The organism is Actinoplanes subglobosus, from assembly GCF_042650585.1.
Classification (GTDB): Bacteria; Actinomycetota; Actinomycetes; order Mycobacteriales; family Micromonosporaceae; genus Actinoplanes; species Actinoplanes subglobosus.
Window position 1 is genome coordinate 258,272 of the sequence record NZ_JBHSBL010000028.1, and the last position, 24,224, is coordinate 282,495.

Consider the following 24,224-nt stretch of genomic DNA (forward strand, 5'->3'; position numbering starts at 1 on the left):
TCAGGATGTGGTCACACACGTCACATTCTCTCGTCGAGGAGTTCGTCATGAGGGTTCGCCGCAAGATGCTGGCCCTGGTTGCCGGGGTGGGGGTGGTGCTGGGTTCGGCCGTGGCCTTCGCCTCGACCGGGAACGCGGCAGTGGCCTGCTCCTCGACGATCTGGGCCGAGGGCGTGAGCTACACCGCCGGCCAGCAGGTCACCTACCAGGCGACCCTCTACCAGGCCCTGGTCACGCACACCGCCTGGGCCGGCACCGGCTGGAACCCGGCCGCCACCCCGACCCTGTGGAAGAGCCTCGGCGCCTGCACCGGCGGCACCAACCCGTCGCCGTCGCCCTCCACGTCGCCCTCGACCTCGCCGTCACCTTCGACCTCGCCGTCACCGTCGACCTCGCCTTCGCCGTCGACTTCGCCGAGTCCCTCCAATCCCACCGGTTGCGGGGTCACGGGCCGCCCGGCCGGCAAGGTCCTCCAGGGCTACTGGGAGAACTGGGACGGCGCCTCCAACGGCGTGCACCCCGGCATGGGCTGGATCCCGATCAACGACAGCCGCATCACCCAGCACGGCTACAACGTGCTGATGGCCGCCTTCCCGGTGATCCGCTCGGACGGCACGGTCCTCTGGGAGAACGGCATGGACGCCGGCGTCAAGGTGCCGACCGCCGCCGAGATCTGCGCCGCCAAGGCCCAGGGCGCCACCATCCTGATGTCCATCGGTGGTGCGACCGCCGGTGTCGACCTCAGCTCCAGCGCCGTCGCCGACAGGTTCGTGGCGACCATCGTGCCGATCCTGAAGGCCTACAACTTCGACGGCATCGACATCGACATCGAGACCGGCCTCACCGGTAGCGGCAACATCAACACCCTGTCGACCTCGCAGGCCAACCTGATCCGCATCATCGACGGCGTGCTGGCGGCCATGCCGTCGAACTTCGGCCTCACCATGGCTCCGGAGACCGCCTACGTCACCGGCGGTTCGGTCACCTACGGCTCGATCTGGGGCTCCTACCTGCCGATCATCAAGAAGTACCTGGACAACGGCCGCCTCTGGTGGCTCAACATGCAGTACTACAACGGCAGCATGTACGGCTGCTCCGGTGACTCCTACGGCGCCGGCACCGTCCAGGGCTTCACCGTTCAGACCCAGTGCCTCGCCAACGGCCTCACCATCCAGGGCACGACCATCCGGATCCCGTACGACAAGCAGGTCCCCGGCCTGCCCGCGCAGGTCGGCGCCGGTGGCGGCTACATGACGCCGGCCCTGGTCACCCAGGCGGTCAACAGCGTTCCCGGCATCAAGGGCCTGATGACCTGGTCGATCAACTGGGACGGCTCGAAGAACTGGACCTTCGGCGACAACGTGAAGGCCATCCAGGGCCGCTGACCCCGAACCGGATTGCCGCCCACCCGGACCGTCCCCGGGGTGGGCGGCAATCTGTTGACATGCGGGAAAGGGCTTTCTAGCGTCGGGATTCCATCGAAGAACAGGAATCCCCATGAAGCGCCGCTCCGTGATCTCCCTGCCCGCCGCGGCCCTCGCCGCACCACACCTGTCCGACGCCCTCGCCGCTGCCGGATTCGAGGGCCCGTCGGTCGTCACCGGCAACCTCCCGGTCTTCCACGAACGGCTCAAGGACGAACTCACCTTCCCCCTGGCATGGCCGAACTCCCGCGAACGCGACTTCGGCGACTGGAAACGCCGCGCCCGCCACCAGTTCGAGAGCCTGCTCTGCCAGCCCGCCGACCGCACGCCGTTCGAACCGGAGATCGTCGACGAGCAGGCCGGCCCCGGATACCGCCGCCGCCAGGTCGTCCTCAACGTCACCCGGCACAGCCGCGTCCGCGCCACGATGCTCCTGCCCGACGGGCCCGGACCGTTCCCGGCCGCGCTCCTGCTCCACGATCACGGCGCCAGGTTCGACATCGGCAAGGAAAAACTCATTCAGCCGTGGTACGACGAAACGCGTCTCGCCTCCGCGCAAGCCTGGGCGGGCCGTTACTTCAGCGACCGGTTCGTCGGCGACCAGCTCGTCCAGCGCGGCTACGCCGTCCTCGCCGTCGACGCGCTCGGCTGGGGCGACCGCGGTGGCCTCACCTACGACGGCCAGCAGGCTCTGGCCAGCAACCTCTTCAACCTCGGATCGTCACCGGCAGGGCTGATGGCCCGTGAGGACGCCCGCGCCGCCGCCTTCCTCGCCACCGTGCCGGAGGTCGATCCGCGCCGGATCGCCGCCGTCGGCTTCTCGATGGGCGGTTACCGTGCCTGGCAGGTAGCGGCCCTGTCCGACCACATCGCCGCCACCGTCGCGGTCTGCTGGATGACCGGGCTCAAGGAGATGATGGTTCCCGGCAACAACACGCTGCGCGGCCAGTCCGCGTTCTACATGCTGCACCCGGGCCTCTACCGGCACCTCGACATCCCCGACGTGGCAGCTCTCGCCGCGCCCCGCCCGATGTTCGTGATGGGCGGCGAGCTCGACCCCCTCTTCACCGCCGAGGGCACCGCCGTCGCCCACGCCAAACTCGCCGGCGTCTGGTCGAGCCAGCGGGCCGGACACCGTCTGCGCACCATGACGTGGCCCGGTCTCGGTCACGTCTTCACCGCCGAGATGCAGGAGGAGGCCTTCACCTGGCTCGACCGCCACCTGTGACCACTCAGCGCAGCTCGACCCGCACGCCGTCCCGGCCCAGGACGGCGACCAGCTCGTCGAACGTGACGGCCTCCTGCCAGCTCTTGCGGTCGTAGCCGGCGACCAGATGGGTACGGGCGACCTCCGAGTCGTGCCAGACCAGCGTGAACCCGGGGGTCGCGCCGCCGTCACCGGTGGCGGCGTTCTCGTGCAGCCAGAACAGGTCACCACCGAACCAGCCGCCGGGCCCGTTGATCGCCTCACCGATGGCACAGAAGAACCCGTCGTAGTCGGTCACGTGGCGCCCGTCCAGGTGGTAGACCGTCCCGGCCGGCCTGTCCGGCGTGGGAACCCGATGGAAGGCCGCAGCCCGCACCCACAGGTATCGGCCACTGCGATCGAGCCCCGCCCACCGGTTGGGTCCGTCCGGCCCACCGGCACGCCACACGTCCCAGATCTCCCGCTCGTTCGCCGCCAGCGGCACCGAGACCGGCCCGTCCAGGGTGACGTCGACCAGCCCGTCCCCGAACGCCGACGGACCCGTCGCCACGACCTTCCCGAAGATCCGCGACTCCCAGGCGGGCCGGTGAACCGTTCCGTCGACGCGCACGTGTGCCCAGTGCAGCTCGAGATGACCGATGAGCCCGGGGCGGCAACCCCGCAACGTCACCGGCGGTCCCGGCGGCCACACCTCCGGCCGCTCACGGAACAGGCCGTCGACGACCCGGCACTCGCCGAGCGGCGTCTCGGCGCCGGTCCCGTCGCCCCACATCGACAGCCGGTACCCGGCGACGTCGGGCGCCACCGTGCCACCGGCGTTGTGGTCCTCGTCGCGACGATGCCCTTCGAGATCGATGTCGAAGCGGCCCGCCCCGCCCGGGGCCGGCCGATATCCCACCACCCGCACGTCGAGCATCTCCTCGCCGATCCGGTAGCAGTCGTAGCAGTCCGGAGGGCAGCGCTCCGCGATCGGCCGCCCGGGCACGTGTGCACCGGCGGCCACCACGTTGGCCAGCCACGCCGGCCCGTCCCCGTCGATCGCGGCCCGCAGCGGCCCGGACGGCGCACAGTCCAGCAGCGTGTAGCGCTCGTGGACCGGCTCCACCGGAAACACCCGATCGGCGAACAACCCGTCGATCTCCATGCACTCGGTCACCGGCTCACCGGTGACCACATCCGACAGCTGCCAGCGCAGGGGAATCGACACCCGCCGACCCTAGCCGGGCAGGATTCCGGTGGCTTCGGCGGCCAGTTCCGACCGGATCGTCTCCAGGAGACGCCCGATCCAGTTCGTGCCCTGGCGGGCGGCCGTGGACCAGTAACCGGACTCCATTCCGACGTACAGGATCCGGGCGTCACCGGTGGCCAGCAACGTCGCGGCCAGCGCCGGATGCCGCCGGCATCGGTCGCGCAGCAGCACGCCCATCACGGCGAGCCGGGCCGCGGCCCAGCCCTCCCGCCGGGGCGCCGACGCGGCCAGGTCCCGCGCGTCGTGGCCCCGGTCGGCGGCGGCGATCCGGTCACGCCACTGCGGATCGGCGGTCGACAGCGCCCAGTAGGCGTGCGCCACACTCGGGAACTCCCGGCCCTCGTGGACGACGGCCGCCGGGAAGTCGATCTGCAGCGCCTCGGTGCCCGGATCGTCCGGCCAGCCGTCCGCGAAGACCCGGGAGCCGACGGTCAGCGGCAGCGCGGACGCGGTCTCCGGGCCGTCGACCGTCCGGTCGGCCTGCCGGCGGGCCACGGCCGGCTCGAGCCTCCGGAAATATCGGATCGCCCAGGACTTCAGGTCCTCCGTCACGAGGTGTGTGTGATCGGGGCGCCGGGCCGGGATCTCCTCGCCCAGATCGGCCAGCAGGATCCGGGCTGCCTCGTCCTGGTGGTCCATGTCGCCGAACATGAAGATCCGGCGATGCGACGGCACCTCCAGATACGCCGCGCGGGCCGCCTCCAGGGCCGGCCCGGACGGGTCGGCGGCGTAGGCGAGGAACGCGTCGTGGGCGCGGCGCGACGAGTCCGGCCGGTCGTGGAGACGGTCCAGGTCGTCGGCCACCTCGCCGAGAAACATCTCCTCGGTCGACCACGTGTTCGGCTCGGTCGTCGTGACGGTGCCCAGGCCCGGCACGTGGACCTCGGAGCCGGCCGAAACCTGGACGACCACGGACCCGTCAGCCAGGGCCGCACGGAGTCCGGCGAGGTCGGTGCTCCGGCCGTACCCCCAGGTGATCAGATCGTCTGCGAAGCAGGCGAGCGCAGCGAGTCGAAAGCCCCGGCCGGCGAGAAGGACCGGGCGTTGCAGGCCGGGGACGATGTCACCGTCGACTCGCCGCCAGGTCGGTGTGCTGTCGGGCATGCGGCGACCCTAGCCGCTGGCCCGGCACCTCGATGTACCGGTGAGTCAGCCACGAGATGCCGAAGACCGCCGCCAGATAGCCGGCGGCCCGCAGCGGGCCGGGGACGCTCGACGACAGCAGCGGGCGGCACAGCTCGATCAGCACGTAGTGGATCAGGTAGACCGAGTAGCTGAGCACGCCGATCCGGGCCAGCCACGACGGGGTGTGGCGGTGGCGCAGCAGCATGCCGGCGGCGAAGGAACCACCGAAGACCAGCAGCGTCAGCACCGAGCGGGTGACGTAGCGCGGCGTCACCGCGTGCAGAGCCGCCAGCTCGCCGATCCACACGACCAGCAACGACACCGCCACCACGGCGATCACCGCGCCCGCCCGCCACCAGGAGGTCTGTCCGTGATCGGCGCGGTGGATCACGGTGCCGGTGAACATCACGGCGAGGATCAGCAGGCCGTCACGGGTGTGCGCCGGATCCATGTTGAACACCAGCAGCGCCAGCGCCAGACCGCCGAGCAGCAGGCCGCCGGACAGCTCCGCCCAGCGCCGGCCGGACACCACCCCGGCCAGGCCGAACGCCAGAACCACCCCGATCACCACCGGGATCGACCCGAACCGGAGCGGCACCAGTGGGGCCGTGACCGCGCCGGCGACGGCCAGGACGACCGGCGGGAGAAGGGAACGGGTGGCCCGTACCGTGAAAAGGGTCGTGACGAGAAGGTAGAAGACCATCTCGAAGGAGAGCGTCCAGAAGACCGGCGTGATCAGCGGCACACCGGCCAGGAACGGCAGCATCGTCGCGTGGCCCACCGCCGTCGCCGGCGAGAACGCGTGCGGGTGAGCCACCACGAGGACCGCGATCACCGCCAGATAGAGCGGGAACAACCGCCGGATCCGGCTGCGCCAGAACGCCCGCAGATCACCGTGCCGCTCCAGCGAGGCCGGGATGATGTAGCCGCTGACCAGGAAGAACAGCATCACCCCGGCGGTCCCGGCGTGCAGCCACTCCCCGGTGACGGCCCGCAGATCAGTGAAGACGAACCGGGTCAGATGCGCATAGACCACCAGCAGCACGGCGACCGCTCGGAGGCCGTCGAGCCAAGCCAACCTGGGTGCGGTCATCGGTGAAAGATAGTTGACTCAAGGGCATGTCGATATGGACCAGTGAGCTCGCGGGGAACCTGCATCACGACACGATCGATTCGCAGGCTCTTCGCGGCAACGTGCTCGGTGACCCGCACGAGCGGCCGCTGTGGGTTTACACACCGCCCGGCTACGAGCAGGACGGCGATGCCCGCTATCCCACCATCTACGTGATCCAGGGCTACTCCGGCCAGGTCACCATGTGGGGCAACCGGACACCGTTCCGGCAGCCGTTCGTCGAGACCGCCGACCAGGTGTTCGCCCAGGGGAAGGCGCCGGGGTGCATCCTCGTCTACGTGGACGCGTGGACCGCCTACGGTGGCTCGCAGTTCGTCGACTCGCCCGGGACCGGGAATTACCACACCTACCTCTGTGACGAGGTGGTGCCGTACGTCGACGCCCACTACCGCACGATCGCCGACCGGGAATCGCGGGCGATCACCGGCAAGTCGTCCGGCGGGTTCGGGGCGATGATCACGCCGATGCTGCGGCCCGACCTGTTCGGTGCGCTGGCCACCCACGCCGGAGACGCGCTCTACGAGTACTGCTATCTCAACGAGTTCGCGAAGGCCGCCCGGGCGCTGCGCGACTACGACCACGACATCCAGGCGTACTGGAAGGACTTCCAGTCGCGGGTCGCGTTCACCAAGGAGGAGGACATGCTCCTCGTCCTCGTTCTCGGGTGCACGGCGGCGTTCTCGGCCGACCCGGACGGGACACCACGGTTGCCGTTCCACCCGCGGACCGGCGAGATCCTGCCCGAAGTGTGGCAGCGGTGGCTGCACTGGGATCCGATCCGGATGATCGACCGGTACGCCGACGAGCTGCGATCGTTGCGGGCGGTGTGGATCGACGCCGGGACCCGCGACGAATGGTTCCTCGACCTGGGGGCGGAGGCGTTCCGTGCCGGGCTGCTGCGGATCGGGGTGCCGGAGGAGAAGATCGCGTTCGAGCTGTTCCCGGCCAAGCACGGCGGCATCGACTGGCGGTACCCGCTCGCGATCGAGTGGCTGGCCCAACGGCTTCAGCGCGGCTGATCGGAGCAGTTTCGGATCCCGTTTGCGCGGAGCGTCCGCAGGCACCGGCGCCGGGCGGTCCGGCTGCCGGTGGCGACCGGTGTGCCGCCCGACCAGCCGGCGTGCAGCGCCAGCAGCACCGCCCTGGCCGGCTCGACACCGGGCAGGGCGTGCCACAGGGCGGTGACCGTGGAGTCGAGGGTGTGGCCGCGGTCCGGGCCGAGGACGACCTGCCCGCCGCTCCCGTCGTCGAGCCGGTGCGGGCCGGGATCCTCGGGCACACCCTGGATCCGTGGCCACACCTCGGCGACCAGGGCGGGAACGTCGACCAGGCCGCGGAAGTCGGTGCCCGGCGGGCGTGGCGCGCTGACCGGCGGGTCGGCGTTGTCCAGGCCGAGCAGGTGGTCGCGCTGCCGGGCCAGCTCGCCGGGGTGTTCGGCGGCGTGCACGACGTTGGCGAACGGCCCGTCGGCGTGCCGGGACCGGATCTCCCGCTTGACGCGGCGGGCCGCCTCGAACGCGTCGGGGCCACTGACCAGCAGCATCTGCGACGGGCCGGTGGTCAGGTAGCGGTCCAGGAAGCCGAGGGTCAGGCTGTGGCCGGCATCGGTGTACTCCGACCACAGGTACCGGACGTCGGCGGGGGAGAGCGTCACCGCTCTCCGCCCGTCGATCGTCAGGCCGGCCGCTGTGGCCGCCCGCTCCACCTCACCGCTCAGTCCTCGTCGTAGACCGTCCGGTTTGAGGAGAACGAACGCGCGCACGCCGACCAACCTAGCCTTTCAGCCGGCCAGGTGACCCCAGCGGTCGGCCAGCTCGGCCCAGGTGCCCTGGTCCTCGGCGCGGCCGCCGATCAGCACGACCACCCGGTCGGCCTGGGCCAGGGCGGCCCGTTTGGAGGTCGAGCCGACCACCGTCACCCCGTGCGAGCGCAACGCCCGCCAGAGTTCCAGCTCCGTCGTCACATCCAGCGCCGACGAGACGTCGTCGGCGATCAGCAGCTCGGTACGCGGCGCGAGCGCCCGGGCCAGAGCGAGCCGCTGGAGCTGCCCGCCGGAGAGCCGGGTGCCCTTGTGGCCGATCAGCAGCTGCAGTCCACCGCCGGCGGTGGCCAGGTCGTGCTCCAGCTGGGCCACCGACACCGCGTCGGCCGCGTCCACCTCGTGCCCGAGCTGGATGTTCTCCGCCACCGTCCCGGACAGCACGCGCGGCAGCTGGGCCACGTAGCCGACCTGGTTCGGTCGCAGGAACAGCTCCGGCTCGTTCACCGGGTCACCGTTCCACCGCAGCTCGCCGGTGTGGTGCACGATCCCGGCGAGCGCGCGCAGCAGCGACGACTTGCCCGCGCCGACCGGGCCGAGGACGAGCACGAGTTCGCCGCGTTCGACGGTGAGGTCGATGTCGCGTACCCCCACTGCTCCGTTCTCGTGCACCGCGCTGAAGCCGGACAGCTCCAGCGTGCGCAACGGGTTGCGCGGCGCCGTCGGCGGCGCCGGCGCCGTCCCGGCCGAGATGTCCACGCCGGAGACGTCCGCCGAGTACTCCGACGTGCCGGTCATCGCGGCCGTCCGGCGGGTCCACACCTTCGCCGACGGGAAGTGCGACACCAGCGACGCCGTCGTCCACGCGAACCAACGGGCCGCACCGAGCACCGACACCGCGATCAGCGTGGCCGCCGCCGTCAGGTGACCGCCCAGGTAGAGCGCCCACGCCGCGATCGGCAGCAGACCGCTGGCGATCGACGGCGTGGACCGTGCCCACACCTGGATTGCGATCTCCCGTCGTTGCAGCTCACTGCGGGTCCCGTCGAGGTCGGCCAGATGCGCGAGCACCGGGTCGGTCGCGCCGGCCAGCTTCACCGTGCGCGCCGCCGACAACGACGACACCAGCGACGTCGCGAACGCCGCCCGCGCCGCCACCGTCCGGCGGGCCGCCTTCTCCAGCCGCGGCCCGAACAGCGTCGCCGCCATCCCGGACAGCAGCATCGTCCCGGCGAAGAACATGCCCGGCACGATCGACTGGGAGAACAGCGTCATCGACACCAGCGCGAAGATCGCCACGGTGTTGTCGATCACGTTGTCGGCCAGCTGCACCACCCGTTCGGTGTCACCGCCGTGCGCCACGACCTCGGCCGGGGTGTGCTTGCTGACCCGGCGCGGGCCGATCTGACCGTGCAGCAGACGCAGGCTGATCCGCAGCATCTGTCGCACCCACCACTCCGGGAACCAGGCCCCGGTGAAGTAGAGCGACGGGACCAGTGCCAGCAGGGCGACCGCGATACCGATCGCGGGCAGCATCGGGTCGCCCAGGCCGTCGACGACGTTCGCCCACAGCAGCGGCAGGATCGCGCCGTCGAAGCCGAGCAGCACCAGCAGCAGGAACCAGACGCAGGCGGCCAGGCCGAACCGCTTGTCGTTCGTGGCCAGTCGCAGGATCTCGCGCATCGTGCGGGCCCGCGGCGGCTCCGGCAGCTCCGGCGGCTCCACCGTGGGCAGCGGATTCGACAGGACGTCCGGCCCCAGCTCCTCGCGCATCCCGGCGTCCCAGTCCCGCTCGGCGAGCAGGACGGTGCCGCCGGCCGTCGGTGACGCCGGCACCGTCAGGTTGCTGCTGCTCATCAGCTCGGCGAACCGGCGTGACTCGCGCAGCGGACCCTGCTCCAGCACCTGGCCGTCGGCCAGCACCACGACCTCGTCACAGCGCTGCACCGACGACAGGCGGTGGGCGACGATCACCCCGATCCGGCCCTCCAGCAGCCGGTCGGTGGCCCGCTGCACCCATGACTCGGTGACCGGGTCCATCCGGGCGGTCGCCTCGTCGAGGATCACCACCTGCGGATCACGGACCAGGATGCGGGCGAACGCCACCAGCTGCTCCTGACCCGCCGACAGCTTGTAGCCGCCCTCGCCGAGTTTCGTCTCCAGACCGTCCGGCAGGCCGGCGACCCAGGCGGTCAGGCCCAGCTCGTCGAGCGCCGCGCCGGCGCCCGGCTGCAGCGCACGGTCGAACAGCGCGATGTTCTCGGCCAGCGTTCCGGCCAGGATCTCGGTGCGCTGCGGGACGATCGCGGTCCGGCGGCGAAGCGCGTCGACACCGATGTCGTTGATGTCGATGCCACCCAGGAAGACCGTCCCGCGCGGCACGTCCACCGCCCGGGTCAGGATCTTCGCCAGGGTCGACTTGCCCGAGCCGGTACGCCCGATCAGCGCATACGACCGGCCACGGGCGAACGTCACGCTGACATTGCGCAGAGCCGCCGGCCGTTCGCCGTCGGACTCGCCGTAACGGAACGTCAGATCGCGCACCTCCAGGTCACCGTCGACCGGGTCCACCCCGCCGACCGGTTCCTGCGGCACCTCGGTGAGCATGACCACCCGGCCCCAGGCGCCGAGCGCGTTCTGCATCTCCGGCACCATCCGGGTCAGGTGCTCCAGGGTCCCGCCGAAACCGAGCGCCAGCAGCCACACCGCGGTCAGCCGAGCCGTGTCGATGTGCCCGGCCGTCAGCGCCCAGGCGCCGCCGACCACGAGCGAGGCGATCAGCGAACGCGTGATGGCGCCGGCGGTCATGGTGACCTTCGCCGACATCCGCCACACCCGGCGGCCACGGCGCAGAACCTCCGCCGAGCGCAAGGCATAGAGACGGCGGACGTACGGCGCGGCCAGGCTCGTCCGCACGTCGTCCTGCCCGTGGATGGCCTCCTCCATCACCGCGGCCAGGTCGGACCAGGCCTCCTCCTCGGCGATGCGGACCGGGCCGATCCGCTGGACCGGCTTGTTCATCACCACGAACAGCAGGGTGCCCACCGCGATCATCGCGAGCGCGGCCGGCCACCACACGAAGAACGTGGTCACCACCGACAGCGTCGCCACAGCCAGCGACTGGGCCAGCCGCACGCCACTGCCGCGCACCTCGGCGCCGACCTGGTAGACGTCGGAGTCGATACGGTCGAGCAGCTCGCCGACCGGGGTGTTCTCCAGCGTCGGGATGTCCTGGCCGAACGCGACCCGGTTGAGGTCACGGCGGGTGCGGGCCGCCCAGTCCGCGGTCAGCCGGGCCACCACGAGACCGACCACCACGTCGCTGATCACGGCCGCGACCAGGCCCACCGCCAGAAGGGTGAACAGGGGGACCGAACGATCGACGAGAACCGGACCGGCCAAGGCTAAGGAGGCCGCCGAACCGGCCGCGCCGATGACTATCAGGAACGCGACGAGCGCGGTGCGACTTCGGCTCGTGGCCCACAGGTCGCGGAGAAGACGCATGATGAATCCTCGGAGCAATAGGGGATGGCGGTGTCACCATCCTGCTCGGCTCATAGAGCACGGCTCAACAGGTTTATTTCCGGCAATTCGCCCGGCGGTGCTCAGTCGACAGAGGACTTCCACCAGGTACGACACCCGATGACCTCGCTCAGCTGATCCAGCCGGGGAGCGAGCAGAGCTCCGTGTGCCGCGGGATCGGACAGCGCCAGCCGGATGTCGGCAGCGAGGTAGTTCGCGTGGCGGATCTCGCACGCCGCGGTCAGCTCGTCCGGGGACAGGCCGGTCGCCTCAGACACCACTGCCAGAACCGCCCGGCGGTGGCGGCCACTGTCGGCGATCAGGAAGAACCAGTCGTCCAACGGATCGCCGAACCGGGCCCACTCGAAGTCCAGCAGCACGGTCACCGTGGCGCCGGTCGCCAGCCAGTTACCCCAGTGGCAGTCGGCGTGCACCGGGATGTGGGCACCGGACCGCTCCGGTGCCCCGGCGGCCAGCGCTGTCAGACCGTCGACGAGACCGGCCGGAACGACGGAGCCGGTCAGGGCGCCCACCTCGGCGAGCAGCCCGGCGCGGCCGGTGAAACCGCCGTGATCCAGAGGTTCCCGCAGCACCGGGACTGCAGAGGCCGCGGGGATCCAGTCATGCAGGCGCCGCAGCCGCTCGACGGCCTGCTCGGCCAGGATGCGGGCGGTCCGTTCATCGGCCTCCGGCAGACCCTGGCCGGGCGTCGTCCCGGGGACCCGCGCGTAGCAGGCAAGGAGCGCCTCACCGCCGTCGAACGGGTGGGTGCCGCTGGCGAGAAGCGGGGCGGTGATGCCGGCCGGCAGGTGCGGAGCCAGGGCGATCTCCCTGGTCAGGCGGGTATGGCGAGCTGAATCGATGATCTTTACGACGACCTCGGCGCCGATGTGCACCTGATGGGAGAGGCTTGCGATCGCGGCCATCGGTCCGGGGTCCCAGCCCAGAACCGCCGTCGCCATCTCCCTGGCCCGCATCGTGTCGCTCATGATCGATCCCCCGCCTGATCCGTCGGTCTGTGTCGTTCCCGGAGCCGCTTCGTCCGGGTGGACCCGGGACAACGTAGGCCGGTGGGGGAGCCGCCTTCAGTCGGCCGGGCCGCTCTTGAAGCCGCACACGCCGTCATGCGGGTCGATGCCCGGTGAATCCGGCGACAGGCATGAATTCGCGACAGCGGATACGGCGGCCAGCACCCCGGACCCTCCGGCACCAGGCCGCGAACCAGTCACAGAGTGGCGTGCGTCACTAGCCGCCGCCGCACCGTGCTCACCCGCACCGTGCTCACCGGCGCCGTGATCGGCCGTGCCGTGATCGGCCGTGCCGTGATCGGCCGTGCCGTGATCGGCCGGGCAGCCGCCGCGACGGTTGCCGTCGGGCGGCCGAGTCCTCTGGCTGTCAGTGACCGCTCCGGGTCTCGGGGCGGCGGCGAGCGCACCCACGAACACCGTCGGGTGACGTCATCGCCGTTGCAGGGGCGGTGGGTGCGCCCGCGGGAGTGAGCGGGCGACGTTATCGCCGCTGCAGGGCGGTGGGTGCGCCCGCAGTCGTCGGCGGGTGACGTGATCGCCGTTGTGGGGGCGGTGGGTGCGCCCGCGGGAGTGAGCGGGCGACGTCATCGCCGCTGCAGGGCGGTGGGTGCGCCCGCAGTCGTCGGCGGGTGACGTTATCGCCGCTGCAGGGCGGTGGGTGCGCCCGCAGTCGTCGGCGGGTGACGTGATCGCCGTTGTGGGGGCGGTGGGTGCGCCCGCGGGAGTGAACGGGCGACGTCATCGCCGCTGCAGGGCGGTGGGTGCGCCCGCAGCCGTCGGTGGGCGACGTGATCGCCGTTGTGGGGGCGGTAGGAGCGCCCGCGGGAGTAAACGGGGGACGTGATCGCCGTTGTGGGGCGGTAGGAGCGCCCGCGGGAGTAAACGGGGGACGTGATCGCCGTTGTGGGGGCGGTAGGAGCACCCGCGGGAGTAAGCGGGCGACGTCACCGCCGCTATTGCGGCGGCAGGCGCCCTGACCGCCGACTGTGCTCGCTGACCCACGCCGTGAGCCGTAGCTCAGGTACCTCAATTGTGGCCGATAGGGCGTCTAGGCTACGGCTCGCGATCGCACAATGCCGCGCAGGCAATGTGATCTTGACGAAGCCGCATGGCCGCCACCGGCACGAACAGCCCACGGCGCGCCGCGCTGCTCAGTGGGCGCTGCGTAACGTGAGCAGGGTGATCTCGCTCGGGGCGAAGATCCGGAACGGTGGGCCCCAGAAACCGGTGCCGCGGCTCGTGTAGAGCTGGGTGCGCTCGGAGTGGCGGGACAGGCCCTGGAGGCTCGGCTGGTCGGTGAGGACCAGGTAGTGGAACGGCCACATCTGGCCCCCGTGGGTGTGGCCGGACAGCTGCAGGTCGATGCCGTGGGTGACCGCGTCCGCGATCTGCTGCGGCTGGTGGGCCAGCAGCAGCACGGGCAGGTCCGGGTCGGCGCCGGCCAGGGCGGCCTCGTGGTCGGTGCGGTGGCCGGGCAGGCCGGAGCCGCCGGCGGTCCGGTCGTCGACGCCGGCCACGACCAGGGAGTCGCCCCCGCGGGTGACGAGGATGTGCCGGTTGTGCAGGGTCTCCCAGCCGAGGTGCTCCATGTGCTCGACCCAGCCCTGGGCTCCGCTGTGATACTCGTGGTTGCCGGTCACGTAGACCCGCGCGAACCGGGCCCGGATGTCGCCGAGCGGGGCGGCCATCTCCAGCCGCTGCTCGACGAGGCCGTCGGCGATGTCGCCGGTGTGCGCCACGATGTCGGCGTCGAGCGAGTTGACCACCTCGGTGACGCCCCGCGACCAGCGCGAACGGTCGATCGGGCCGTAGTGGGTGTCGGTGATCAGCGCGACCTTGAGCCCGTCGAGGCCGGGGCCGAGCCGGGGGATCGTCACGTCGACGCGCCGCACCCGGGAGACCCGCATCGCCTCGGTGTAGCCCCAGATCAGCAGGCCGGCCGAGATCACCACGACACCGGCCGACACGACGCGTGACCGGATCGGGTCGTCGACACCGAGGGCGAGCAGCACCAGGCCGGCGAGCTGGCCGATCAGCGACCAGGTGAAGAGCACCCAGATCACGCCGAGCAGGGTGTCGGCGATCCGGGACTCGAGGTCACGGTGACCGCCGTGGCCGCGGAACATCAGGTAGGGGAAGCCGGCGGCGACACCGGCGAACAGCAGCGTGCCGGCGACGAAGGCCGGCAGCGGCCAGTCGTTGCCGGACCACACGAGCGTCGCCCACGGCACGCCGAACAGCAGCGACAGCACCACGACCAGAACCAGACCGAAACGCGCGAACCGTGGCCCGCGCCTGCGCGGCTCGGTCTCGACCGCCTCACCCACCGACATGTCGGCAAGCATGCCACTCACCGGCGACGAAATGCTGAGCCGGCTCTCAGCTGAGGCAAAGGGAGTCGACGATCACGTCGGCCCGCTCCCGGGTCGGGATGATCAGCTCGGCGTTGCGCTCGTCGGTGCCGGTCGCCCAGGCCACCGCGGCCTCCCGCGGTTTGCCGAACCGCACGTGGCGTTCGATCAGTCGCCGGAGCCGCTCGCCGTTCTCCAGATCGGTGTACCAGACCTCGGTCAGCAGCTCCCGCACCGGCGTCCATCGGGGCTGGTCGAGCAGCAGGTAGTTGCCCTCGGTGATGATCAGCCGGGCCTCGCGGGGCACCCCGATGCTCCCGGCGATCGGCTGTTCGAGGACCCGCTCGAACCCCGGCGCGTAGATCATCTCGTCGCGGTCGTCGAGGAGTCGCCGGAGCAGGGCCGCGTAGCCGTACGCGTCGAAGGTGTCCGGAGCCCCTTTGCGGTCGCGGAGGCCGAGCCGTTCCAGCTCGGCGTCGGCGAGGTGGAAGCCGTCCATCGGCACGTGCGCCACCCAGCCCGGCCCGGATCCCGGCGGCGGATCGGCGGACAGGGCGCCGACCAGCCCGGTCGCGAGGGTGGTCTTGCCGGCCGCGGGTGGCCCGGCGATGCCGAGCACGGCGCGCCGCCCGTTCCGGGGCAGTCCGCGGGCGCGGGTCACCAGTTCGGCGAACGTCATGCCGTGACCGTACCGGTCCCCCGGACGGGGGTCGGATCTCCGACTCCGGGGCCGGTCCGGCCGTTCGGGCGATATGCGCCCGCAGGGTGCCGAAAGGAACCTGTCCGAGGAGAGCCGACTACACGGGGGTTCTAGTTGCTCACAATCCGTTCATATTTTGCTGTCCTGGGGCTGCTCGCGACGGGTCATGCCGCCGATCCGGTGGTCCCGGTCCCGGGCCGGCCGCCGGTCGAGATCGTCGCCCGCGGCCTGGACAATCCGAGGGGCCTGGCCTTCGGCGACCGCGGTGAGCTCTACGTCGCCGAGGCCGGCCGGGGTGGCCCGTGCGAGCCCGGCGCCGCACTCTGCTCCGGCCGATCCGGGGCGATCACCGTGATCGAATTCGGTCGCCAGTGGCGGATCGTCTCGGGTCTGCCGTCACAGGCGGCACCGGCGGGCACCGGCGCGGCCGGCCCGACGGACGTGACGATCGGCGCCGACGGCGAGCCGTTGCACACGAGCACCGCCGAGCCGGGCGGTCTCTATCGGGGCGCGAACCTGCTGACCGCGGTCCCGGCGCCGGTGGCCGCGCTGGACACGGCGATCGTCGACGCCCGCTCCCGGTCCCTGCTGCGGACCGGTCCGCGCGGCCGGACCCGGACGGTCGCGGCCTTCCCGGCGCGATCGGCGCCGAATTCGGTCACGCGGGGCCCGGACGGCGCCTGGTTCGTCGGTGAGATGCCAGACCCCGCGGCGGTACGCCCACAGCCGGCCCGCATCTGGCGGATCGAGCCCGGCCGTCCCCCGCAGGTGTGGGCCACGGGCTTCACCGGCATCGTCGACCTGGCCTGGAGTCCCGACGGTCACCTCTACGTCCTGGAAGCGGGGACCTTGACCGCGCTGACCCCGACCGGCGAACGCCGCGTGATCGCCACCACGGCCCTGACCGCACCGGGCGGCCTGGCCATCCGCTGTGGCCACGCCTACGTCTCCACGTGCAGCACCTGCAAGGACACCGGCGCCGTCCTGAAGATCCGCCTGTGACTCAGCGCGGATAGGTGTAGTGGTGGGTGGCGGGCGGCGTGCGGATCGGCTGGACCCGGTTACCGCTGCTGGCGGCCGTCGAGATCGCCATCATGATCAGGATCGAGACGATCCAGGCGAGCACCAGGCCCACGGCCGCCAGCCAGCCCGCCTGTTCACTGAGGAACCAGGCGAGCACGTGCAGGCCGGCGAGCACGACGATGACGAGACCGATGGCGAGTGCCTCAGGCATCTCTTCCTCCCTGTTCGGGTGGCCCGGCACTCTCCCGGCACGGGGAGAGTGCCGGGCGCGGTTCAGGTGGTGACGATGGAGTTGGTGGTATCCGAGGTGGAGTAGTCGGTGTTGACGCCCGCGCTGACCTTGTAGCTGGCGACGGCCTTGAGGATGTCGCCCTCGCTGGCCTTCCAGCCGGCGACCGGCAGCCGGATCTCGCGGTTCAGCGGGAGGTTGTTGCCCTGCGGCGGCAGGACCTCGCTGAAGACGATCGGCTGACCCGGCAGCGGTGCGCCGGTGCTGACGTTGAGGACTGACACGAACAGCTCGTGCTTGGTGACGAACTTCATCAGGTCGGCGCCGATCTCGACGTCGGCGAGCACGTCGAACGTCTTGCCGTTCACGACGGTCGGTGCGGTGAAACGGGTGTTCTCGTCCACCAGGGTGAGCAGCTTGATCTCGGCGTCCCAGGTTCCCGGCATGGCCCCTCCCAGGGGTTTCGTTGGGGAGTCCGGGCGGCTGTCGCCCGGTGGTTCCATGCTGTCGGCGCCGGGCGGCGAGGTCGTCTGCCGTCAGTCGGACTTCGCGGCGTACGACTCCGGGAGTACACCGGCGAGCTCGGCGGCCGCTTCGTGCTCGTGCGCGGCGGCGTCGGCCTCACGACCGGCGCGGCGTTCGGCCCGGGCCAGATCCGCGAGAGCGCGGCCGAGTTCGGGGTCGGGCCGCTTCCCTCCGCTGTTCCGGTGGTCCTCGGTCACGGCCCGCAGCACCTCCACGGCCTCCGCCGCCCGGCCGGCCGCCAGCAGCGCCGTCCCGTGCCGGCCGCGGGCGATCAGGGAGCTGGAGTGCCGGGGCCCGTACACCTCGACGAACAGGGCGGCCGCCCGGGCCTGCGTGGTCACGGCCCGTTCCACGTCACCGGCGTCGAGTTCGTCGAGACCGAGATTGGTCAGTGCCATCGCCACCCGGGGGTCGTCGGCGCCGAAGAGGCGTTCCAGGGCGTGGACGGCGCGTCCGTGGCAGTCCCGTGCCGCCGCCACATCGCCGGTCAGGCGCAGTAGATAGCCGAGTTTGTCGAGGTTCTGTGCCACGTCCGGGTGCGCGTCGCCGTCCTCGGGATGCGCGGCCCGCAGTGCCGCGACCGACAGTTCCAGCTGGGTGCGGGCGGCCGCGAGGTCACCCCGGTCCTGCAGTACCGTGCCGAGACCGCCGCGGGCGATGGCCACGTCGGATGAGTCCGGTCCGCGTTCGGCCGTCAGGATGACGATCGACTCGGTGAAGGCCGCCTCGGCCCGGGCCAGGTCCCGGCTCCACCAGAGTGTCGTGCCGAACCCGGCCAGCGCGTGCCCGAGTTCGACCCGGTCGGGTGCGGCGCGCAGCAGGACCAGTGCCCTCTCGTGTGCCTCGTACGCCTCCCAGGTCAGGTCGGCGCAGTGCAGGGCGTGGGCGAGCCGGCTCAGTGTCCGGCCGACGGCGAGGGTGGTGTCGCCGGGCGCCCTGTCCAGGATGGACAGCGCCTCGCGGAGCAGATGTCGTGCGCTGTGCAGGTCGCATCCGGCGCGGTCCAGGGTCCGGCCCAGCTCGCTGAGCAGGTCGGCGCGGCCGGCGGTGTCGTCCGGCCCGGCCCGGTCCAGGACGCGCAGGGCGAGATTGGTCAGCCGGCCGGCGGCCGCGTAGACCCCCCGTTCGTCGAGGTGCCGGGCGGTACGGCAGACCAGTCCGGCCGTCCGTCGTGGCCACAGCGCCTCGGCGTCGAGGTGACCGAGCAGGACCGCCAGGTGCGGTGAGTGACGGTCACCGGGTGTCGCGGGCGCGGTGTCGAGGGCGGCCACGAGCCGGGTGAGCAGGTCCCGCCGCTGCCCGGCCGGGGTCTCCGCGCGCACCAGCTCCTGCACCAGCCGATGGAGCGACACCGCGTCACCGCGCCGGTCCACCAGCGAGTAGCGCATGAGGGCGCCGATCGCCTCTCCGAGGCCGATCGGGTCGTCGAGGCCCGCGACGGCTGTCCGGAGCACCGCCGTCGGGATGTCGTCGGCGGCCAGGAAGGCGCAGGCGCGCAGCAGCCCCGCCGCGTACGGGTCGTCGTGCGCCACCCGGGCGAATGCCAGCCGCAGGGTGGTCGCCACCGTCCCGTCGTAGTCGCCGGTGCGCCCGCGCGCCAGCATGTCGCGTCCGCGTTGGTCGAGCAGGTCGAGATAGGTGCCGAGGCTGTCACCCGTACGCCGGCAGAACGCGGCCGCCTGTTCCAGGGCGAGCGGGAGGTTGCCGAGGCGCCCGGCCAGCACGGCCGCGCTGGCCGGGTCGCCCCCGACGTGGGCCAGCAGGAACCGCTGGGACTCGTCGTCGGCGAAGACCGGCACCGCGAGGGGTTTCGCATATCCTTCCCAGTCGGCGTTGCGGGAGGTGATCAGGACCCGGCCGGTACGGGTGTCCGGCAGCCAGCTGCGCAGGTGTCCCAGGTCCGCCGCGTTGTCGAGGACGAGCAGCCAGCCGGTGCGGTCCGCGAGCGCCCGTCGCACGGCGATCCGTGTCCGGTCCAGATCGCCGGTCACGGACACCCCGAGTTCGTCGGCCAGGCTGGACAGTGACGCGTCCAGCAGGTCGGGTGTCTCCGCCGGGCACCACCACACGGTTCGCAGGTCCTGGTCGTGCGCGTATCGCAGGGCCAGTTGGGACTTGCCGATGCCGGGCAGGCCGTGCAGGACGACGGCGCCGGCCGGGTCGAGCAGCGCGGTCAGCGTCGCCAGCACCGCCGCGCGTCCGCAGAACTTCGGGTTGGCCGGTGGCAGGTTCCACACCCGTGGGCGCGGCCCGGCGGCCCAGTCGAGGGCGTGGTCCTGAGCGAGCATCCGCTCGTAGAGTCTGACCAGCGCTGGGCCGGGGGACTGGCCCAGTTCCTCGGCGAGGCGATGGCGCACGCGGTGGTAGACGCCCATCGCGTCGCCGGTGCGGCCGGAGCGGTACAGGGCGAGCATCAGCTGGCCGGCGAGGCCCTCGTGGAGGGTGTGCTCCTCGGCGAGTTCGGTGAGGGACGCGACGGTCTCACCGTGCCTTCCGGTCGCCAGATGTGCCTCGGCCAGGGCGAGCCGGGTGGTGAGGCGCTGCTCGTGCAGGCGGCGGCGGGCGCTGTCGAAGGGCTCGCCGGTCAGGTCCGCGAAGGCGGGGCCGCGCCACAGCCCGAGGGCCCGGTCCAGCAGGTCGGCGGCGCGCGCGTGGTCTCCGGAGCGCAACGCCTCGCCGCCCCGCGCGGCGAGGTCCTCGAATCGGCACAGGTCGACCCGGTCCGGCTCGACGACGAGGGTGTACGCGCCGGTCGTGTACCGGATCGGGATACCGGCCGGTGCGAGCGCCTGCCGGAGCCGCGAGATCTCCGGTTGCAGCGCGGTGGCCGGGTCGCGGGGTGCCCGGCCGCCCCACAGCACACCGGTGAGCGCCTCGACCGGTACGGCCCGGCCGGGGGAGCAGGCGAGCGCAGCGAGCAGGCGCACCTGGTGACCACGGGCAGGCGGCAGCCAGTGCCCGTCGCGCAGGAACTCCAACGGGCCGAGGACGTGGAGAGCCGTTCCGGTCATCGAGGCCGATTGTCGGCCGGTGTGCTGTGCAAGGCCATTGAATATCGCGATGCCGACTTCGCGACGGTATGGAAATCATGAATGCGGTGTCGCACACTGACTGGCGGAACAGTGAGGTGGTGCGGCATGTATCAGAATTTCGGACCTACTGTCGTCAACGACTCCGTCACCTTCCGAGTCTTTCTGCCGGATGCGCGAAAAGACCCATCACAGTACAACGGAGATGCCTTTCCGTTCATCCGAGAGATCCGCGTCGTCGGCTCATTTCAGCAGCTCAACGGCGGATGGGCATGGGATGCGGGGTCCGCCCCGGTCATGGAGAGAAACGATCATCCGTCCGGTGATCTGTACGTGTGCCAGGTCGATGGCCTGCCCGACGGGTGGTACGAGTACAAATACCTGGTCACGTTCGAGGGCGGGCACCAGCGGTGGGTCACGGATCCCTGCACCAAATATCTTGGCCGCCGGAACGAGAATTCAGGATTCGTCGTGGGTGGCCCCCGGCTCGCTATAAGGGATCTTCCGAAGCCCCGACCGTTGGCTGAGTGCCTGTCTCTCAACCTGCTTCCGCAGGTAGCGCGATTTCCGGGATACCCATAAGGATTTGCGGCGTTCGAGTTGCCGTCACCGTGACGGGCGCACGAACGCTTTGCTCTCGCCAATTCGGGACCGGATGTCCTGTCTCAACCGGTCGGTCGCAGTCCCACCCGATCGGCACTACGCTCTCCCGATGCGCTATCTCACCCGGCAGTTCGCGATCGGTGCCCTGCGCCGAGGCAACGGCATCGAACAGTTCCTCGGAGGCATCGAGATCAGCGGCGAACGAGCCATCCGCTGGGTGGCGATCAGTCCCATGAACAGGAGATACCGGGTCTCACTTCACACCGTGCGAGACCCTGATGACGACCAGGTAGGTGACCTTCCCAACCTCATCTCGCTCGATCCGGCCGACGAAGCGTACGTCGGCGAAGGCCGAGAGTTGGCCCTTAGCGAAGACCCGGAAGAAGCTATGGCGCTCGCCGAGCACCTCACCGACGCGAACCCCGGCCGCTGGGTCAACCACGCGGTAGCCGGCGAGGAATACATGGACTACGTCAGAAGCCGACGAGACGCTCCCCAATCGACATAGCCCGACAAGATCAAGCACAGGGTTTGCGCCGGAGCCCTCGTTGACACGTACGAATCCAGTGGGCTCTAGGCCGCAATCGACGACGGCTCGGCGGCTTCCCGCTGGTCTTGAGCTTGCGCGAGCCGGCGGGTCATCAGGGTGATGTTGCCCAGGTGATGTGGGCCTCGGAGTGTTCGGGCAGACGTTCGTAGTCGCGGGCGTTGCGGCGGGCGCGCATCAGCCAGGAGAGTGAGCGTTCCACGATCCACCGTCGGGGCAGCACCTTGAACCCGACCTGGTTCGGTGGCTTCTTCACGACCTTGAAGGTGAGATCGAGGTCGTTGCGGGTCCAGTCGGCCAGGCCGGTGTAGCCGTTGTCGCCCCACATCATGGTCAACTCCGGGTTCCGCTCGCGCAGCTCCGGCAGCAGCTCCCGGGCGGCGTCGCGGTCGGTGACGTCCGCCGGTGTCACTTTCACCGTCATGAGCAGGCCCTTGGTGTCCACGATCAGGTGCCGCTTGCGGCCGTTGATCAACTTTGCGCCGTCGAATCCGCGCGTGTCCCGGCTGTTGTCGGCTGCTCGTTGAGCGCGGTTTTGGAAGAACCGTAGGAAGGAAATCTTGTTCTGTGGGTGGTGGCGTGGGCCGCGCTTACCGATTGATGATCCGGGACAGGCCGGCCACCACCGCGGTGGTCAGCACCCAGCCCATCACGACCAGCACCGCCGCCACGTACTGTCCAGTTCCGGCTGGTTTCCAGGCCGTATCGTGGCCCAGGTTGATGATTGGCAGGAGCAGGTCCAGCGCGTACAGGGCGGCCGACGGCTCCGGGGCCTCGGCCGGGTTGCGGGGCGGCGGTGGCCAGGCGGTGAACGCGGCCGTGCCGAGTGCCCAGAAGGCGAGCAGCCAGAGACCGGCCAGCCAGGTGCGGTAGCCGTACCCGACCAGGCCGTCAAGCAGGTAGCCGCCGATCCGGCCGGGCAGGCGCAGACCAGCCCGGCGACGGCGCTGCTTCTCCAGCAGCACCCGGCGCGCTTCGACGTCCTGGCCACCGCGACGGTACACCTCGGCGAGTTGCTCGTACGGTTGGGGCGCGTACCCGTCCGGGCTGCGTCGCACCCACTCCAGCCGCCGCCGGACCGGCACCGTGACCACCCCGGCCGGAGCGGACGACCCACCCTCGAACGAGCGGGCGACCAACAGCCGATACGTGCAACCGACCAGGTCCAGCTGAGCCGGCCACACCGCCGGATGATCGAACAGGGTCTCGGTCCGCAGCCCGGACAGCCGTACCCGCCCGACCGGCGCTTCGGCGAAACACAGCCATACACTGTCAGCCTTCGCGCTGCCCAGGTGCAGGGCCCACCCGGCCGGGCTTGTCAGCTTCGCACCGACGAACCAGAGCTGCCCACCCACCTGAGAATGGATCAAGAGAAGATCACCGTGTGCGTCGAACCCGGCGCCGGCCCGCAGGTTCCCGCCGATCACCAGCCGGTCTGCGGCGATCGCCCGCTTCGAGGGGTTGCGCAGGACCGCCCCGTCGAGCACCAGGTTCCCACCTACCTGGGCGCCGTCGAGCCACAGTTCCCCGGCCGCGTGCAGGCTGCTCCCGAGCAGGCTGCCACCGACCGCCAGCCGGGCCGCGGCGAGGGCTCGGCCGCCCGAATGCCGCAGCCGAGCCCTCTCCAGGACCAGGTCACCGCCGATCCGGACGTCACTCAGGTCGGCTGGCCCTGCGACGGTGCTGTCGGCGAGACTGGCATCACCGCGGACCGCCATCAGCCGGGCACGCAAGTCGCGCAGTTCACAGCCACTGAACTGCAGATCGGCCAGTCGCGCGCCAGAGAGGTCGACGGGCGCATCGAACCGGCAGTCCCGGAACCGCACCGGAACCGTGATCTCAGCATCGCTGGCGTCGATCGGGCCGATGACGGTGGCCCCACGCAGCCGCAGCGCCGCCCGCGGATGCTCGGCCCGGTCGACCGGCCGGCACAGCAGGTCGGCCACCACCGAACCAGGCAGCGGAGGATCACCGGCCGAGAACGCGATCTCGACGCCCGCGTGGAAGGCGGCTCGCACTCGTCGTTCCACTGCGGACATTCGCGCCATGCCAAGATGCTGTCACACCAGGTCACTGAGCGGGGTTGCAGTATTAGGCGCCCGCAACACCCGATCATGGTGCTCAAACTTGCGACCGCGTGGTGCTCCTGCTCCGCGACCGTAACCAGCGGGCCGCGCAGATCCGGGTGGTGGCGACTCGTGTCCTCTGCCAGTGAAGCGGGTCAAGCCCACGGGACATGGCTCTAAGCTGCGATCGACGACGGCTCAGCGGCTTGACGTTGCTCTTGAGTTCGAGCGAGTCGGCGGGTCATCAGGGTGATGTTGGCCCAGGTGATGTGGGCTTCAGAGTGCTCCGGCAGTCGTTCGTAGTCGCGGGCGTTGCGGCGGGCGCGCATCAGCCAGGAGAGTGAGCGTTCCACGATCCACCGTCGGGGCAGCACCTTGAACCCGACCTGGTTCGGTGGCTTCTTCACGACCTTGAAGGTGAGATCGAGGTCGTTGCGGGTCCAGTCGGCCAGGCCGGTGTAGCCGTTGTCGCCCCACATCATGGTCAACTCCGGGTTCCGCTCGCGCAGCTCCGGCAGCAGCTCCCGGGCGGCGTCGCGGTCGGTGACGTCCGCGGGAGTCACTTTCACCGTCATGAGCAGGCCCTTGGTGTCCACGATCAGGTGCCGCTTGCGGCCGTTGATCAGCCTCGCGCCGTCGAATCCGCGGGCGGTTCCTCTGCAGCACCTGGGACGAGGCCGTCCACGATGACTCGCCGCCACCCGA

At 70.8% G+C, this 24,224-nt stretch carries 20 protein-coding genes; 6 read left to right on the plus strand and 14 right to left on the minus strand.

Annotated features, from left to right (window positions below; genetic code table 11):
* The first annotated feature begins 47 nt into the window (after nt 1-47).
* On the plus strand, nt 48-1,385 hold the full coding sequence (locus ACFO0C_RS41625) for a glycosyl hydrolase family 18 protein (RefSeq protein WP_378072353.1): 1,338 nt from the start codon (nt 48-50) through the stop codon (nt 1,383-1,385).
* Between the two features lie 112 nt (nt 1,386-1,497).
* On the plus strand, nt 1,498-2,652 hold the full coding sequence (locus tag ACFO0C_RS41630) for a dienelactone hydrolase family protein (protein ID WP_378072354.1): 1,155 nt from the start codon (nt 1,498-1,500) through the stop codon (nt 2,650-2,652).
* A gap of 4 nt (nt 2,653-2,656) precedes the next feature.
* Here the strand turns inward: ACFO0C_RS41630 and ACFO0C_RS41635 are convergent, their stop codons facing one another.
* The 3 genes from ACFO0C_RS41635 to ACFO0C_RS41645 are packed head-to-tail and all read right to left on the minus strand — an operon-like array spanning nt 2,657 to nt 6,098.
* On the minus strand, nt 2,657-3,838 hold the full coding sequence (locus ACFO0C_RS41635; protein ID WP_378072355.1) for a hypothetical protein: 1,182 nt from the start codon (nt 3,836-3,838) through the stop codon (nt 2,657-2,659).
* Nucleotides 3,839-3,847: 9 nt separating this feature from the next.
* A complete protein-coding gene (locus ACFO0C_RS41640) occupies nt 3,848-4,984 on the minus strand; it encodes an NADAR family protein (RefSeq protein ID WP_378072356.1) in 1,137 nt (378 codons plus the stop codon).
* A complete protein-coding gene (locus ACFO0C_RS41645; protein ID WP_378072357.1) occupies nt 4,944-6,098 on the minus strand; it encodes an acyltransferase family protein in 1,155 nt (384 codons plus the stop codon). The genes ACFO0C_RS41640 and ACFO0C_RS41645 overlap by 41 nt, the downstream gene beginning before the upstream one ends.
* Before the next feature lie 26 nt (nt 6,099-6,124).
* Here ACFO0C_RS41645 and ACFO0C_RS41650 point away from each other — a divergent pair, with 26 nt between their 5' ends.
* Nucleotides 6,125-7,156 (plus strand): alpha/beta hydrolase, encoded by a 1,032-nt coding sequence (locus ACFO0C_RS41650; RefSeq protein ID WP_378072358.1) that lies wholly within the window; start codon nt 6,125-6,127, stop codon nt 7,154-7,156.
* On the opposite strand, the gene ACFO0C_RS41655 is transcribed toward ACFO0C_RS41650, so the two are convergent.
* From ACFO0C_RS41655 to ACFO0C_RS41675, 5 genes are all read right to left on the minus strand, one after another.
* A complete protein-coding gene (locus tag ACFO0C_RS41655) occupies nt 7,144-7,899 on the minus strand; it encodes a nucleoside-diphosphate kinase (protein ID WP_378072359.1) in 756 nt (251 codons plus the stop codon). The genes ACFO0C_RS41650 and ACFO0C_RS41655 overlap by 13 nt on opposite strands.
* An 18-nt stretch (nt 7,900-7,917) precedes the next feature.
* Complete coding sequence (locus ACFO0C_RS41660; protein WP_378072360.1) at nt 7,918-11,400, minus strand: ATP-binding cassette domain-containing protein; 3,483 nt, start codon at nt 11,398-11,400, stop codon at nt 7,918-7,920.
* 101 nt (nt 11,401-11,501) lie between these two features.
* Nucleotides 11,502-12,407: a phosphotransferase family protein gene (locus tag ACFO0C_RS41665; RefSeq protein WP_378072361.1), complete on the minus strand. Its 906-nt coding sequence runs from the start codon at nt 12,405-12,407 to the stop codon at nt 11,502-11,504.
* 1,190 nt (nt 12,408-13,597) lie between these two features.
* On the minus strand, nt 13,598-14,779 hold the full coding sequence (locus ACFO0C_RS41670; RefSeq protein ID WP_378072362.1) for a metallophosphoesterase: 1,182 nt from the start codon (nt 14,777-14,779) through the stop codon (nt 13,598-13,600).
* 46 nt (nt 14,780-14,825) lie between these two features.
* Complete coding sequence (locus tag ACFO0C_RS41675) at nt 14,826-15,476, minus strand: nucleoside/nucleotide kinase family protein (protein ID WP_378072363.1); 651 nt, start codon at nt 15,474-15,476, stop codon at nt 14,826-14,828.
* 135 nt (nt 15,477-15,611) lie between these two features.
* Between ACFO0C_RS41675 and ACFO0C_RS41680 the strand changes: the two genes are divergently transcribed.
* Nucleotides 15,612-16,499, plus strand: coding sequence for a ScyD/ScyE family protein (locus ACFO0C_RS41680; RefSeq protein ID WP_378072364.1), 888 nt, complete (start codon nt 15,612-15,614; stop codon nt 16,497-16,499).
* Nucleotide 16,500: 1 nt separating this feature from the next.
* Here the strand turns inward: ACFO0C_RS41680 and ACFO0C_RS41685 are convergent, their stop codons facing one another.
* The 3 genes from ACFO0C_RS41685 to ACFO0C_RS41695 all read right to left on the minus strand — a co-directional run bounded on the left by ACFO0C_RS41685 (nt 16,501) and on the right by ACFO0C_RS41695 (nt 20,285).
* Nucleotides 16,501-16,731, minus strand: a complete 231-nt coding sequence (locus tag ACFO0C_RS41685) for a hypothetical protein (protein ID WP_378072365.1) — start codon at nt 16,729-16,731, stop codon at nt 16,501-16,503.
* 62 nt (nt 16,732-16,793) lie between these two features.
* Nucleotides 16,794-17,195: a hypothetical protein gene (locus tag ACFO0C_RS41690; protein ID WP_378072366.1), complete on the minus strand. Its 402-nt coding sequence runs from the start codon at nt 17,193-17,195 to the stop codon at nt 16,794-16,796.
* 90 nt (nt 17,196-17,285) lie between these two features.
* On the minus strand, nt 17,286-20,285 hold the full coding sequence (locus tag ACFO0C_RS41695; protein WP_378072367.1) for a BTAD domain-containing putative transcriptional regulator: 3,000 nt from the start codon (nt 20,283-20,285) through the stop codon (nt 17,286-17,288).
* Between the two features lie 126 nt (nt 20,286-20,411).
* On the opposite strand from ACFO0C_RS41695, the gene ACFO0C_RS41700 reads away from it, so the two are divergent.
* Both ACFO0C_RS41700 and ACFO0C_RS41705 read left to right on the plus strand, forming a co-directional pair.
* On the plus strand, nt 20,412-20,885 hold the full coding sequence (locus tag ACFO0C_RS41700; RefSeq protein ID WP_378072368.1) for a hypothetical protein: 474 nt from the start codon (nt 20,412-20,414) through the stop codon (nt 20,883-20,885).
* A 130-nt stretch (nt 20,886-21,015) separates the two neighbouring features.
* Nucleotides 21,016-21,414, plus strand: coding sequence for a hypothetical protein (locus ACFO0C_RS41705; RefSeq protein WP_378072369.1), 399 nt, complete (start codon nt 21,016-21,018; stop codon nt 21,412-21,414).
* 133 nt (nt 21,415-21,547) lie between these two features.
* Here ACFO0C_RS41705 and ACFO0C_RS41710 read toward each other — a convergent pair whose 3' ends face one another.
* The 3 genes from ACFO0C_RS41710 to ACFO0C_RS41720 form a co-directional block, all read right to left on the minus strand.
* A complete protein-coding gene (locus ACFO0C_RS41710) occupies nt 21,548-22,051 on the minus strand; it encodes a transposase (RefSeq protein ID WP_378072638.1) in 504 nt (167 codons plus the stop codon).
* Nucleotides 22,044-23,501: a pentapeptide repeat-containing protein gene (locus ACFO0C_RS41715; protein WP_378072370.1), complete on the minus strand. Its 1,458-nt coding sequence runs from the start codon at nt 23,499-23,501 to the stop codon at nt 22,044-22,046. Before ACFO0C_RS41715 ends, ACFO0C_RS41710 begins: the two co-directional genes overlap by 8 nt.
* Before the next feature lie 194 nt (nt 23,502-23,695).
* Nucleotides 23,696-24,220, minus strand: a complete 525-nt coding sequence (locus ACFO0C_RS41720) for a transposase (protein ID WP_378072371.1) — start codon at nt 24,218-24,220, stop codon at nt 23,696-23,698.
* Nucleotides 24,221-24,224: the final 4 nt, after the last annotated feature.